This is a genomic window from Roseivivax sp. THAF30 (genome assembly GCF_009363575.1).
In the GTDB taxonomy this organism is placed as follows: domain Bacteria; phylum Pseudomonadota; class Alphaproteobacteria; order Rhodobacterales; family Rhodobacteraceae; genus Roseivivax; species Roseivivax halotolerans.
This window is the reverse complement of sequence record NZ_CP045389.1, coordinates 144,656-157,208: the sequence shown is the minus strand read 5'-3', so window position 1 is coordinate 157,208 and position 12,553 is coordinate 144,656. Positions and strand designations below refer to the sequence as shown.

The following is a 12,553-nucleotide window of genomic DNA, read 5'->3' as shown; positions in this document are numbered from 1 at the left end:
CTTACCGGAGTCGTTTCTGCCCGAGGACATATCGCGCGGCAGGCACGGTGACCAGCGCCCGTCCGTCTCTGAAAAGGTCGGAGGGGTATCGTAGAACGCTCATATCGCGAGCGCGCGGGGCTACGGGGGCTTACTTCCCGTCCGTCTCCGCGAAATCGCGATGGACGAACCGCGCATCGCAATAGCCGCATTCGACCCAGCCGCGATCTTCGGGAATCGAGAGCCAGACGCGCGGATGGCCGAGCGCCCCTTCGCCGCCGTCGCAGGCGACACGGTAGCTGTCCACGATCTTCGTTTCTGGCGCGTCCGGAGCCATGCTGCGAATTCCCATTCGGTTGCCTTTGCCTTATGCGCGTTATGTCCGATGACAGACCAAGGAGCAAGGCAGGCATGGCAGGCGACGCGATCCGGATAGAGGGCCTCAGGAAAACCTATGGGGGGCAAGGCAAAGCGCCCGAGAAAGTGGCGCTCAAGGGGATCGATCTGACCATCCCGCAAGGCTCCGTCTTCGGGCTGCTCGGCCCCAACGGCGCAGGCAAGTCGACGCTCATCAATATACTCGCGGGCCTCGTTCTCAAAAGCGCCGGCAGCGTGGAGATCTGGGGCTTCGATCAGGACCGCAATCCGCGCCAGTCGCGCGCCTCAATCGGGGTGATGCCGCAGGAGTTGAACCTCGATCCGTTCTTTACGCCGCGCGGCGCGCTCGAAGTGCAGGCCGGCCTCTACGGCGTGCCGAAAGGCGAGCGGCGCTCGGACGAGATTCTCGAGATGGTCGGCCTTGCCGACAAGGCCGAAGCCTATGCGCGAACGCTCTCGGGCGGCATGCGCCGGCGGCTTCTTCTCGGCAAGGCGCTCGTGCATCGCCCGCACATCCTCGTGCTCGACGAGCCCACGGCGGGCGTCGATATCGAGCTGCGCCAGATGCTCTGGGACAATGTGCGACGCCTCAATCGCGAGGAAGGGATGACGATCATCCTGACCACGCATTACCTTCAGGAAGCCGAGGAGATGTGCGACGAGATCGCGATCATCAACGAGGGTGAACTGGTCGCCCGCAACACGACATCGGCGCTTCTGGGCGAACTTGACGCGCGTACGATGGTGATCGAGCCCGAGGCGACGCCCGAAACCCTCCCCGACCTCGAAGGGGTCGAGGTGGAAGAGCGCGGCGGCGGCATCCTTGCGCTGACCTATCATGCCCGCGAGATGCGGGCCGAGGATGTGCTCGATGCGGTCCGCGCCGCAGGCATCCGCATCTCCGACGTGCGAACCGAGCAGCCGGACCTCGAAGATGTCTTCCTCGCCCTCACGAAAGGCGCGCATGGCTGAGGCGCTCGCCCCTGGTATGAGCCGGCCGTAAATACTCCCGCCGGAGGCATACCGGAGGCCGGGGCCACCGGCCCCGGACGACACAAGATGCGCGGGCGGCCCTGCCGCCCGCTCCGCCGGATCAGGCTTTGGCGAGCATTCGGCCCAGGGGACGGCCTGCAAGGATATGCACGTGCAGATGCGGCACTTCCTGCACGCCATTCCGTCCCGCATTGGAGATCAGCCGGAAGCCATCCTCTTCGACGCCTTCCATGCGGCAGACTTCTCCGATGGCGCGGACGTAATCGACGAGTTCCGCCTCGGTCGCTTCCTGCGCGAAATGGTCGTAAGACACATACGGCCCCTTCGGGATCACCAGCACGTGGACGGGCGCCTGGGGCTGGATGTCTCGGAACGCGAGGGAATGCTCTGTCTCGAGAACCGTGTCGTTCGGGATCTCGCCTCGCAGGATCTTGGCGAAGATGTTCTGGTCATCGTAGTCGAAGGGCATGGCGGCTCCTCAGTCGGCGAATAGGTGATCGGTGCGCGCGATCTCGCGCGCCTTGTCCTGCCCGACCGAGAGAAAGGCCGCAATCGCCTGGGCGTTCACTTCGGGCGGATCGGTCTCGCGGATACGCAAATGGTTGTCGAACTCGGCATCCCGGATCCGGTCGCTTTCGTGCAGCATGTCGTTGCGGATAGTCGGTAACAGCCGCTGCAATGTCTCGGGCGGGGTGTTGTCCCCGGCAAGGCCGACGCGCATCGCGTGGCCGATCAGGTATTCGTCGGAGAAATGGCATTCTACCTCGAGGATTCGCGTCAGCGCGCGGTCGCGGCAGAAATCCTCAAGAAGGTCGAGATTGCCAGGGTCCATGCAGATGATCATGCGTTCGCTCTCGAAATATTCGAACAGCATCCGCATCAGCGCGCGACGGTGCCGATGCCGCTTGGACATCGTGGCCTGAATTCCGCCGAGATCGGGCAGCGCCGTGTTGTCCTCGTTGAAGAGGTACTCGATGCAGGGAATGTTGGTCATCTGCCGTATGCGGTCGAGGAGCCGTTTGGCCACATGCCACTTCTTGCAGACGACGATCAGAAGCTCGCGCTCCCGGCCGAGCGAACTTTCCGTCTCCCAGAATCGCGGCGCGAACCTGCGCCCGATCCGGCCCCGTTCGGTCAGGAACTTGAAGAGCTGACGGCCCTCGTTCGAGATGTCGAACTTCACGCCCTCCGCCGAGTAGAGCGCGCCGAGGCGGCGCTTCAGGTCAGCCGCCTCGGGGCTGATCTTGCGCGCGAAAAGAAAATCCTGGCTCAAGAGCACGTCGTAATGATCGTTGTAGAACGTGACCGGCATTCCGTAGTCGGTGAACATCAGGAAGGTCAGCGTCCGGCTGTCGATCTCCCGTTCGGGCACGAGATGGCGGACCAGCGTCTGGAAAAAGGTCTCGTCCGGGATCCAGGTCGTGCGGAAGAAAGAGACAACGTCGGGCCGCCTCCGCGTGAAGTCGAGCACCCATTCCACAGTGCGCCGCCGCAGGCACCACCATTGGCTGCCGATCATGATATCGAGGTCGGGCGGGATCGGCCGCGTGATGCCGAGCCGCTTTTGCAGCTCGAACATCGCGTAGAAGCGCTTTTTCTGGGTCCGCTCGTTGAACCAGTGGCGGTAGATCAGCCGCTCTTCCTTCCAGCCAGTCTTGATCCAGTCGGATTTGAAATAGTCGAAGCTCTCGATGTAGTCGCATTCACGCCGGTCGAGGAAATCATGCGCGTATTCCGCGGTCTTGATCGCCATGCAATCGCCCGAAAGCATGTAGAAATGCGTGGCGCGCGGGAATGCATCGACCGCGGCTTTCAGCGCCTCGAGCGTGGCTTCCACGAGGCTCCATTCGCCCCAGCCGCAGCGCACGCGGCGCTTGGCGAAGACGACGCCTGGATTGTCGGCCAGCGCCGCGCGGATCTGGCGATAGGCGGTCGGCGAGGCGCTCCGGTCGAAATGGATCGCGATGTAGTCGCCCACGGCTGTGAGCGATTGCGCCTGACGGACAATCGCCTCGGGGTCCTTGTGACACAGCAGAATGAAGGCGATCTTTGCCATTAAGGAAACACAGCGCCCATTTTTTGCCCGATTGTCTAGGTTGATACCCTAAACTTAGATTGAAAGAACACGGTTTGTTTGCTTGTTTGGCTCAAACCCGGCGCGCGAGGCAAGCGCGCGATCAAGAGGCAGAGCAGAAATATGGGCTTTCCCGGAACCTGGATGACCGAAAGCGAAAGCGTGGTTTATCGCGTGGTGCCGAAATGCGCCTGCTCGACCATCGGTCAGATCATGTACTATTCCGACCACGGTAAATTCTTCGACGGGGACATCCACGATGCGACCGAAGGGCTGCACAAATGGGCCCGCGAGGAAAGCCAGCCGCTCATCCGTGCCAACGTGAAGACCCGCTCCTCCTACGCGTTTACCTGCGTGCGGAACCCTTACACGCGCATCCTGTCGTCCTTCTTCGACAAGATCTGCGGCATCCAGCGCAACGGGAAGCGGTACCGCGGCAATCTGGTGCCGCTTCTGATCCAGAAATACGGAATCGAGGTCGGCGGCGACGACGGGACGGAGGAGTTCGACCAGATCAGGTCGTTCCGCCGCTTCCTCTTGTTCGCCCGCGACACGATCCGCTGGCGCCGCCCGATGGAGCCCGACATCCATTGGTCGGCCATGTCGGGCCATGTCTCGACCTTCATCGTGAATGGCGGCCGTTACGATCGCATCTTCTGGACCGAAGCCTTCAACGACGGCATGCAGCAGGTTCTGAACGACATCGAAACTCCGAAGAAGGTAAAGCTCAAGGACGTGCCCCGCTTCAACGAGAGCGAGGGACACGGGCCGAAGCGCGCGCATCCGGTCGAAGACTATTTCGACGATCTGTCGATGCACCTTGTCTATGAGATCTACAAACGCGACTTCGAGCTCTTCAAATACGATTTCGAGAACCCCGGCAACAAGATGCCCACGGGTGAGATCGATCTTGATGAAGTGCACGCCAAGCTCGGCGACTAGGTCGCCTTACGCTTCGGCCATCGTCACCCGGCCAAGCCTGTCTCGCAGCTCCGAAAGCCATCCGAACCCTTCGCCGCGATCGTGATATTCGGCGCTGAGCCAGCCCTCGTAGCCCGACGCGGTCACCGCTTCGTAGAACGCCGCCTCCTCGGCGGTGTCAGGACGCGGCGCGCCTCGGTTCTCGAAGCCGGAAATCTGCACATGGCCTACAAGCCGCGCATGACGCTGCCAGACGGCCAGGGGATCGCCGTGAATGCGCCGGGCGTGCCAAGTGTCGAATTGCAGCTTCAGGTTCGGCAGCCCGATCCGCTCGACGATATCCGCTGCCAGGTCGAAATCGTTCAGGTAATAGCCCGGCGCATCATGAGAATTGATCGGTTCGATCAGCATCGTGACCTCAGGCGCGGCAAGGCAGGCCGCGCGAAGGTTGGCTTCGAACCGGTCCCGCGCCCGCGCGCCGCTCGCCTTTCCCGCCATCACATGGATGCGCGGCACGCCGAGCGCCTTCGCGTAGTCGAGCGCGCGCTGCATCTCGGCGGCGAAGGTCGCCATCTCGCCGGGCACCGCGGCCCGGCCGCGAGCGCCATCCTCCCAATCGTCGACCGGCGTGTTGATCAGTGCGAGCGGCATCTCGTCGAGCGCACGGCTCATCTCTCCGGTACTGAGCGCATAGGGGAACAGGCACTCCACACCGTCGAAACCAGCCTCATGCGCGAGCCGGGCGCGGCCGGCAAGCGGCACGCCGAAGTCCAGAAAGGTGATGTTCGCTGCGATCCTCATTTTATCAGCGTAGCACTTTTTTCGCTTTTCAATAGGGATTTGACCTAGCCGGGCAATTCGCTGCTGGGGATCATCGGGAAGAACTCGCCCGAGGACCAGAGGCCGAACCAGGCCGTGCCGCCCACCTCGCGCTCCGCTCCAAGTTCCACCAAGCGGTAGAACGATTTGCGGTCGATCAGCGCCTCGAGATTCCGGCGCACGAGGATATAGGGGGCAGGCTCTCCGGTCTCGCGGTCGCGTTCGACGCGGATCGGGTGATCAGGTCCGGCCGTGGCCGTATCGTCGACATGGGTCACGAAGGTCAGGATCTGCGACTCGCCCTCGCCCTCCGCCTCGAAATCGACGGCGACGAAGGGCGCGTCTTCGACTGTAATGCCGACTTTCTCCACCGGTGTGACCAGAAAATAGGCGTCGCCCTCTTTCTTGAGGATAGAGGAGAAGAGCTTCACGAGCCCCCGGCGATTGATGGGCGAGCCGTTGTAGAACCATGTCCCGTCCCGCGCGATACGCATGTCGAGATCGCCGCTGAAGGGCGGATCCCACGTCTCAACGGGCGGCAGGCCCTTGCCCTTGGCGGCTGCCTTCGCAGAAGCCGCGATCCCGTCCGCCGACGGTTGCCCGCGATTTTGTGACGTCATTGGTTTTGCCATTTCCGTGTCGAAGGATACTCTCAGCACAAACGTAGCCGCACCGAGGAGCAATGCCATGGCCGACGCAGAAGACCTTGTCGCCGAGATCGAAGTGCTAGAGGCGAAGCTCTCCGAGGCCAAGGCCGCGATCACCCGCCGTTTCATTGGCCAGGAGCAGGTTGTGGACCTTACTCTCGCGTCCATGCTCTGCGGCGGGCATGCGCTGCTGATCGGTCTGCCGGGCCTCGGAAAGACGCGACTCGTCGAGACGCTTTCGACCGTGATGGGCCTCAACGGGAATCGCGTGCAGTTCACGCCCGACCTCATGCCCGCCGATATTCTCGGCTCCGAAGTGCTCGAGACGGGCGCGGATGGCAGCCGCGCGTTCAAGTTCATCGAAGGTCCGATCTTCTGCCAGCTCCTGATGGCGGACGAGATCAACCGCGCCTCGCCGCGCACGCAATCGGCGCTCCTTCAGGCCATGCAGGAAAAAGTCGTGACTGTCGCCGGGGAAACCCGCGCGCTCGAAGCACCGTTCCACGTTCTCGCCACGCAGAACCCGATCGAGCAGGAAGGCACCTATCCCCTGCCCGAGGCGCAGCTCGACCGTTTTCTGGTGCAGATCGACGTGGCGTACCCGGATCGGGACACCGAAAAGGACATCCTTCTGGCCACGACCGGCGCCGAGGAAGCCGAGGCCTACCAGGTCTTCGATCCCGCGAGCCTCATCGCGGCGCAGCGCCTTCTGCGGCGGATGCCCGTGGGTGACACCGTGGTCGAGACGATCCTCGATCTCGTCCGCGCGTTCCGGCCTGCGGACCCGTCCTCGCCCGAGCGTGTGCGCGATATCGTGGCGTGGGGGCCGGGACCGCGCGCCGCGCAGGCGCTGATGCTGACGGTGCGGGCACGCGCGCTTCTGCAAGGTCGGCTCGCTCCTTCTATGGAGGACGTGACGGCGCTGGCACGGCCGGTGCTTGTTCACCGGATGGCGCTGACCTTCTCGGCCCGGGCACGTGGCGAGGATCTCGGCGCGCTCATCGAAGAGGTTGCAGGCGGGCTCCTGCGGAGCGAGGCCGCCGCTTGACACCAGAACTCGCCCTCCGCGCCCGCGCCGAGGCCGAGGCCGCGCGGCTCCCGCCGCTGCTCGCGCGCGCCGAAAAGCTCGCCGGAACGGTCCTCCTGGGCGATCACGGTCGCCGGCGCGCCGGGCTCGGCGACGATTTCTGGCAGTACCGCCCGCTGATGCCGGGCGACAGCTACCGCTCGATCGACTGGCGGCGCTCGGCGCGCGGGGACTCGCAATTCGTTAAGGACCGCGAATGGCAAATCGCGCAGAGCGTACTTCTGTGGGTGGACCGCGCGGCATCCATGCGCTTCGCCTCCGAGGAAAAACTGCCCCAGAAAGCCGACAGGGCGCGCCTTCTCGGCCTCGCGGTCGCGATCCTGCTCAATCGCGGCGGGGAGCGCGTGGGCCTGACCGGCTTCACACTGCCGCCCCGGCGCGGGTCGGAACAGCTTTTGCGGCTTGCCGAATATTTCTCGGACGAGGACGCCGAGGAATATGCCGCTCCGGAGGCGCGGGGCATGATCCCGCATGCACGGGCCGTCTTCATCTCGGATTTCATGGGGGATTTCGAAGGTGTCGAGGCAGCGCTGACAAAGGCTGCGGATCGCGGCGTGCGGGGCGTGCTCCTGCAGGTTCTGGACCCCGCCGAAGAAGCCTTTCCCTATCGCGGGCGCACCATCTTTCAATCGGTCGGCGGGGCGATGGCGCACGAGACGCTCAAGGCCAACGATCTGCGCGATCGCTACCTTGAGCGGCTGGCCGAGCGGAAAGACCGTCTGTCCCATCTCGCGCGGCTGACAGGGTGGCACTACGAATGCCATCACACCTCGTCGACGGCGCAATCCGCGCTTCTGTGGCTTTGGCGCGCGATTGACGGAGGCGCCGCATGACGTTGTTCGGGATCCTCGGCTTCACGACGCCGTGGCTGCTTCTGGGTCTTCTGGCCCTTCCCATCCTCTGGGTGATCCTGCGCGCTGTCCCGCCCGCCCCGGTGCGGCGGATGTTCCCCGGCGTCGTGCTGCTGATGGGCCTGAAAGACGACGAGCAGGTCAGCGACCGCACGCCCTGGTGGCTTCTCCTGCTGCGGATGCTTGCCGTGGCGGCGATCATCATCGGCTTGTCCGGGCCGATCCTCAATCCGGACGAAGAGACGGCGGCCGATGGCGACGCGCCGCTTCTCGTTCTCTTTGACGGTTCCTGGGCGTCGGCGCAGAACTGGCGCGCGAAGATGCTGGCGCTGGATGGGCTTTTGGCCGAGGCGGGACGGAACGACAGGCCTGTGGCGACGCTGAACCTCGCGAGCCCGGAAGCCGCAACGTTTCAAGGCGCGCAAACCTTGCGCAACAGGTTGTCGGGCCTCACGCCGCAGCCCTGGGAGCCGGATACAGCGCGCGTAGAAACCGCGCTGGCCTCGTTGCCGGAGGGCGATTTCGACACATTCTGGTTCTCGGACGGGCTCGCCCGCGACAGCCGGAGCGACGTGCTGGACGCACTCGAGGCGCGCGGGCAGGTGACAGTCTTCGAGAGTCCCGCGCCGGTCTATGCGCTCGAGCCTGCCCGGTTCGAAGATGGCGAGGTCGCGCTGACGCTGCATCGTCTGCGTGCCGGCGCAGAAGCGGAAGTCGGCATCGTGGCCGAGGGGCGGGATCCGTCTGGCAACCCTGCCGTGCTGGCCCGCCTGCCGATGACCTTCGAGGATGGCGCGACCACGGCCGAGGGCGCATTGTCGTTGCCCGCCGAGCTTCGCGCCCGCGTCGAGCGGTTCGAGGTCGAAGCCTCGTCGTCCGCCGGGGCGGTCACGCTGCCCGACGACAGCCTGCGCCGCCGCGAGGTCGCGCTGATCGCGGGCTCGGAAAACCGCGAGGGGCTCGAGCTGCTCTCGCCGCTGCACTATCTCAACCGCGCGCTTGAGCCGACCGCCGACCTGATCGACGGCGGACTTCTCGATGTCCTGCCCGCCAATCCCGACGTGATCGTGCTTGCCGATGTCGCCACGGTCAGCGAGGCCGAAAAAGAGGCGCTGCTCGAATGGGTCGAGGGCGGCGGCATGCTCCTGCGCTTTGCCGGTCCCCGCCTTGCCGCAAGCGAGGTGAGCCGCGCGACGGAAGACGCGCTGATGCCGGTGCGACTGCGCGCCGGGGGCCGCACGGTGGGCGGCGCGATGAGTTGGGGCGAGCCCAAGACGCTCGCGCCGTTTGACGCTGAAAGCCCGTTCTTCGGCCTTGAACTTCCCGAGGATGTCACGGTCACCGCGCAGGTGATGGCGCAGCCCGACCCGACGCTGGCCTCCCGCGTGATCGCGCAGCTGACAGATGGCACGCCGCTCGTGACCCGCAAGCGCGAAGGCCAGGGGCAGGTCGTGCTTTTCCATGTCACGGCGAATGCAGAATGGTCGACCCTGCCGCTCTCGGGCCTCTTCGTGCAGATGCTTGAACGGCTCGCCGTGTCCTCGATGCCCGCCGAGCCGGAGGCGAGCGAGCTAGAGGGCACGACCTGGCAGCCGGTGCGCGTACTCGATGCATTCGGCGGGCTTGGCGAGGCCGGGAACCTGCCCGGCGTATCCGGCGAGACCCTGATCGAGGATCCGCTCGGCCCCGATCTGAGACCCGGCCTCTACCAAGGCGACGAGCGCAGCCTGTCGCGCAACGTGACGCCACGCGATGCGGAGCTGACACCGGCGGCCTGGCCCGACCGGATCACCGTGGAGGGGCTGGACCGCGCCGAGGAGACGCCGCTCGCAGGGTATCTTCTGGCCCTCGCGACGCTGCTACTGGTCGCGGACATTCTCGCCTCTCTCGCGCTCTCGGGCCGCCTGATAGCGGCGCGGGCCGCGGCTGTCGTGCTTGCCGCGATGACGCTTGCCGTGCCGCAAGCGCGCGCTCAGGAGAGCAGCGAGCCTCAGGGCGAGACCGCCTTTGCAATCGATGTGACCGCCGAGTTGACTCTCGGGCACATTCTGACCGGCGACGAGGAGATCGACCGCGTGGCTCAGGCCGGTTTGCGCGGCCTCTCCGACACGCTGTTCTATCGCACCTCGGTGGAGCCCGGTGATCCGGTGGGCGTGAATCTCGAAGAGGACGAGCTGGCATTCTTCCCGATGCTCTACTGGCCGGTCACGCCGGATCAGGCGACGCCCTCGCCCGCCGCCTATGCCAAGCTCAACGAATACCTGCGCTCTGGCGGGATGATCCTGTTCGATACGCGCGATGCGGATATCGCGAGTTTCGGAGCTTCCTCGCCCAACGGTCGCAAGCTGCAGGAACTCGCGCAGCCGCTCGACGTGCCGCCGCTCGAGCCAGTGCCCGAGGACCATGTTCTAACGCGCACCTTTTATCTCTTGCAGGATTTCCCCGGGCGCTACGCAAGCCGCGATGTCTGGGTCGAGGCCGCGCCGCCCGATGCCGAACAGATCGAGGGAATGCCCTTCCGCAACCTCAACGACAACGTGACCCCGGTGGTGATCGGCGGAAATGACTGGGCCTCCGCATGGGCGGTCGATCAATCCGGGCAGCCCCTGCGCCCGATTGGCAGCGGCTTCTCCGGTGAGCGTCAACGCGAGATCGCCTACCGCTTCGGGGTCAACCTCGTGATGCATGTGCTGACCGGCAATTACAAATCCGACCAGGTGCATGTGCCCGCCCTTCTGGACAGGCTTGGCCAATGATCGACGGCATCATCTTCGACCCGCTTCTGCCCTGGATCGCCATCGGCGTTCTGGCCGCAATCGCCTTTGCCGGCCTCGTCGTCGCGGTGTTCCGGGGACTGGCGGGATGGGCCTTGCGGGGCCTCGCCGCACTGGTCCTCATCGCCGCGCTGACGCAGCCTTCGCTGCAGGACGAGGACCGCGCGCCGCTGTCGGATATCGTGATCCTTCTTGACGACCGGTCAGCCTCGCAGCGGCTGGCCGAACGGGAAGGTACGACCGCAAGCGCGCTTGACGCCATCGAGGCCGAGCTTGCCGATCGTCCCAATACAGAGGTTCGCCGCGTCGCAGTCGGCGACGGCCAGGAGGATCAGGGCACGCTCCTGATGACGGCGCTCAACACGGCGCTCGCCGAAGAGCCGCGCGGCCGGATCGCGGGGATCATCACCGCGTCGGACGGACGTCTGCACGATCTCGATCGTGCGCCCGACCTGCCCGCACCGATGCATCTTCTGCTGACCGGGCAGGAGGACGACTGGGATCGACGTCTCATCGTCAAGAACGCGCCCGCCTTCGCGATCCTCGACGAGCCGGTGACACTGACCGTGCGGCTCGAGGATGACGGCGCGGCGCCCGATGCGGGGACCGTGCCGCTCGACATCTCGGTCGACGGGGCCGAGCCGCAGACCTTCACCGTTCCAGTGGGCGAGGATATCGAGCTGCCGATCACCCTGCCCCACGGCGGGCTCAACGTGATCCAGTTCACGACGCCCACCGCAGAGGGCGAGCTCACAGACCGCAACAATTCCGCGCTCGTGCAGATCAACGGCGTGCGCGACAGGCTGCGGGTGCTGCTTGTCTCAGGCGAGCCGCATGCGGGCGGTCGGACCTGGCGAAATCTTCTGAAATCCGACAGCTCGGTCGACCTTGTTCACTTCACCATCCTGCGCCCCCCGGAGAAGCAGGACGGCGTGCCGGTCAACGAGCTTTCGCTGATCGCCTTCCCGACGCGCGAGCTCTTCCTCGACAAGATCGAGGATTTCGACCTCATAATCTTCGACCGTTACAAGCGGCGCGGCATCCTGCCGGCGATCTATCTCGACAACGTTCGCAACTATGTCGAGGAAGGTGGCGCGGTTCTGATCTCGGCCGGGCCGGATTTCGCCTCGGCGGATTCGCTCTTCCGATCGCCGCTCGGGGACATCGTGCCAGGCACGCCGACCGCTCGGGTCATCGATGAGAGCTTCCGCCCGCAGATCACGGATCTCGGCGACAAGCATCCGGTGACGGCGGGCCTTCTGGGTGAGGAGACCTGGGGACGCTGGCTCAGGCAGATCGAGATCGAAACGAGTGCCGATGCGGGGGATACCCTGATGTCCGGCGTGGGCGACCGCCCGCTTCTGGTGCTCGACCGAGTCGGCGAGGGGCGTATCTCGCTCATGGCGTCCGATCAGGCCTGGCTTTGGTCGCGCGGTTACGAGGGCGGCGGCCCGCAGCTCGAGCTTCTGCGCCGTCTCGCCCATTGGATGATGAAAGAGCCCGAGCTCGAGGAAGAGACGCTCTACGCCGAGGCGACCGGCCAGACCATGCGGATCATCCGCCGGACCCTGGGTGACGAAGTTGGTGCCGTGACGGTCACTCGACCCAACGGAGAGACCGAGGAGATCACGCTGGAAGAGGTCAGCCCCGGCCGGTTCGAGGCCCTTTACGAAGGGCCGGAGATCGGGCTCTACCGGCTTGCGGAAGGCGAGCAGGAGGCCGTGGTCGGCCTCGGCCCCGCCGCGCCGCGCGAATTCGAGGAAACCATCGCTTCGGGCGAGGCCATGCAGCCGGTGATCGACAGCCGGGACGGCGGAATCCTCCGCCTCGAAGAAGGTCTGCCGCGTATTCGCGAAGTCGCAGAGGGGCGCCCGGCAGCGGGACGTGGCTGGATCGGTATCACGCCGCGTGACGCCTATCAGACGCTGGATGTGCGGAACGTGCCTTTGCTGCCGGCTTGGCTGACGCTGCTGCTGGCCTCGGCGCTGATCCTGGGCGCGTGGCTTCGCGAGGGACGGCGCTAAGGGCTG

General features: G+C 65.2%; 11 protein-coding genes. 6 read left to right on the top strand and 5 right to left on the bottom strand.

Annotated elements, in window-relative coordinates; all coding sequences use genetic code 11:
• Window positions 1–130: 130 nt before the first annotated feature.
• Window positions 131–316 (bottom strand): zinc-finger domain-containing protein, encoded by a 186-nt coding sequence (locus FIU91_RS00640; RefSeq protein ID WP_152463603.1) that lies wholly within the window; start codon window positions 314–316, stop codon window positions 131–133.
• A 74-nt stretch (window positions 317–390) separates the two neighbouring features.
• Between FIU91_RS00640 and FIU91_RS00635 the strand changes: the two genes are divergently transcribed.
• Window positions 391–1,329, top strand: a complete 939-nt coding sequence (locus tag FIU91_RS00635; RefSeq protein WP_093011973.1) for an ABC transporter ATP-binding protein — start codon at window positions 391–393, stop codon at window positions 1,327–1,329.
• Window positions 1,330–1,450: 121 nt separating this feature from the next.
• Here FIU91_RS00635 and FIU91_RS00630 read toward each other — a convergent pair whose 3' ends face one another.
• The gene (locus FIU91_RS00630; RefSeq protein ID WP_093011972.1) at window positions 1,451–1,819 is read right to left on the bottom strand and encodes a histidine triad nucleotide-binding protein; all 369 of its coding nucleotides are present in this window, start codon (window positions 1,817–1,819) and stop codon (window positions 1,451–1,453) included.
• Between the two features lie 9 nt (window positions 1,820–1,828).
• Window positions 1,829–3,406: a DUF5928 domain-containing protein gene (locus tag FIU91_RS00625; RefSeq protein ID WP_152461021.1), complete on the bottom strand. Its 1,578-nt coding sequence runs from the start codon at window positions 3,404–3,406 to the stop codon at window positions 1,829–1,831.
• Window positions 3,407–3,547: 141 nt separating this feature from the next.
• Here FIU91_RS00625 and FIU91_RS00620 point away from each other — a divergent pair, with 141 nt between their 5' ends.
• Complete coding sequence (locus tag FIU91_RS00620) at window positions 3,548–4,366, top strand: sulfotransferase family protein (protein ID WP_152461020.1); 819 nt, start codon at window positions 3,548–3,550, stop codon at window positions 4,364–4,366.
• A gap of 6 nt (window positions 4,367–4,372) precedes the next feature.
• Here FIU91_RS00620 and FIU91_RS00615 read toward each other — a convergent pair whose 3' ends face one another.
• Together FIU91_RS00615 and FIU91_RS00610 are read right to left on the bottom strand one after the other, a co-directional pair.
• On the bottom strand, window positions 4,373–5,146 hold the full coding sequence (locus tag FIU91_RS00615) for a hydroxypyruvate isomerase family protein (RefSeq protein WP_152461019.1): 774 nt from the start codon (window positions 5,144–5,146) through the stop codon (window positions 4,373–4,375).
• Window positions 5,147–5,190: 44 nt separating this feature from the next.
• On the bottom strand, window positions 5,191–5,784 hold the full coding sequence (locus FIU91_RS00610; protein ID WP_152461018.1) for a DUF1285 domain-containing protein: 594 nt from the start codon (window positions 5,782–5,784) through the stop codon (window positions 5,191–5,193).
• 67 nt (window positions 5,785–5,851) lie between these two features.
• Here FIU91_RS00610 and FIU91_RS00605 point away from each other — a divergent pair, with 67 nt between their 5' ends.
• The 4 genes from FIU91_RS00605 to FIU91_RS00590 are packed head-to-tail and all read left to right on the top strand — an operon-like array spanning window position 5,852 to window position 12,547.
• Window positions 5,852–6,859 (top strand): MoxR family ATPase, encoded by a 1,008-nt coding sequence (locus FIU91_RS00605; protein WP_152461017.1) that lies wholly within the window; start codon window positions 5,852–5,854, stop codon window positions 6,857–6,859.
• The gene (locus tag FIU91_RS00600) at window positions 6,856–7,731 is read left to right on the top strand and encodes a DUF58 domain-containing protein (RefSeq protein ID WP_152461016.1); all 876 of its coding nucleotides are present in this window, start codon (window positions 6,856–6,858) and stop codon (window positions 7,729–7,731) included. Before FIU91_RS00605 ends, FIU91_RS00600 begins: the two co-directional genes overlap by 4 nt.
• Window positions 7,728–10,505: a DUF4159 domain-containing protein gene (locus FIU91_RS00595; protein WP_152461015.1), complete on the top strand. Its 2,778-nt coding sequence runs from the start codon at window positions 7,728–7,730 to the stop codon at window positions 10,503–10,505. Before FIU91_RS00600 ends, FIU91_RS00595 begins: the two co-directional genes overlap by 4 nt.
• Window positions 10,502–12,547, top strand: a complete 2,046-nt coding sequence (locus FIU91_RS00590) for a hypothetical protein (protein WP_152461014.1) — start codon at window positions 10,502–10,504, stop codon at window positions 12,545–12,547. Before FIU91_RS00595 ends, FIU91_RS00590 begins: the two co-directional genes overlap by 4 nt.
• Window positions 12,548–12,553: the final 6 nt, after the last annotated feature.

What these genes read in the sequence shown, in the direction of transcription:
- FIU91_RS00640 (WP_152463603.1), bottom strand. Translation starts at nt 316, where the DNA reads ATGGCTCCGGACGCGCCAGAAACGAAGATCGTGGACAGCTACCGTGTC.
- FIU91_RS00635 (WP_093011973.1), top strand. Translation starts at nt 391, where the DNA reads ATGGCAGGCGACGCGATCCGGATAGAGGGCCTCAGGAAAACCTATGGG.
- FIU91_RS00630 (WP_093011972.1), bottom strand. Translation starts at nt 1,819, where the DNA reads ATGCCCTTCGACTACGATGACCAGAACATCTTCGCCAAGATCCTGCGA.
- FIU91_RS00625 (WP_152461021.1), bottom strand. Translation starts at nt 3,406, where the DNA reads ATGGCAAAGATCGCCTTCATTCTGCTGTGTCACAAGGACCCCGAGGCG.
- FIU91_RS00620 (WP_152461020.1), top strand. Translation starts at nt 3,548, where the DNA reads ATGGGCTTTCCCGGAACCTGGATGACCGAAAGCGAAAGCGTGGTTTAT.
- FIU91_RS00615 (WP_152461019.1), bottom strand. Translation starts at nt 5,146, where the DNA reads ATGAGGATCGCAGCGAACATCACCTTTCTGGACTTCGGCGTGCCGCTT.
- FIU91_RS00610 (WP_152461018.1), bottom strand. Translation starts at nt 5,784, where the DNA reads ATGACGTCACAAAATCGCGGGCAACCGTCGGCGGACGGGATCGCGGCT.
- FIU91_RS00605 (WP_152461017.1), top strand. Translation starts at nt 5,852, where the DNA reads ATGGCCGACGCAGAAGACCTTGTCGCCGAGATCGAAGTGCTAGAGGCG.
- FIU91_RS00595 (WP_152461015.1), top strand. Translation starts at nt 7,728, where the DNA reads ATGACGTTGTTCGGGATCCTCGGCTTCACGACGCCGTGGCTGCTTCTG.
- FIU91_RS00590 (WP_152461014.1), top strand. Translation starts at nt 10,502, where the DNA reads ATGATCGACGGCATCATCTTCGACCCGCTTCTGCCCTGGATCGCCATC.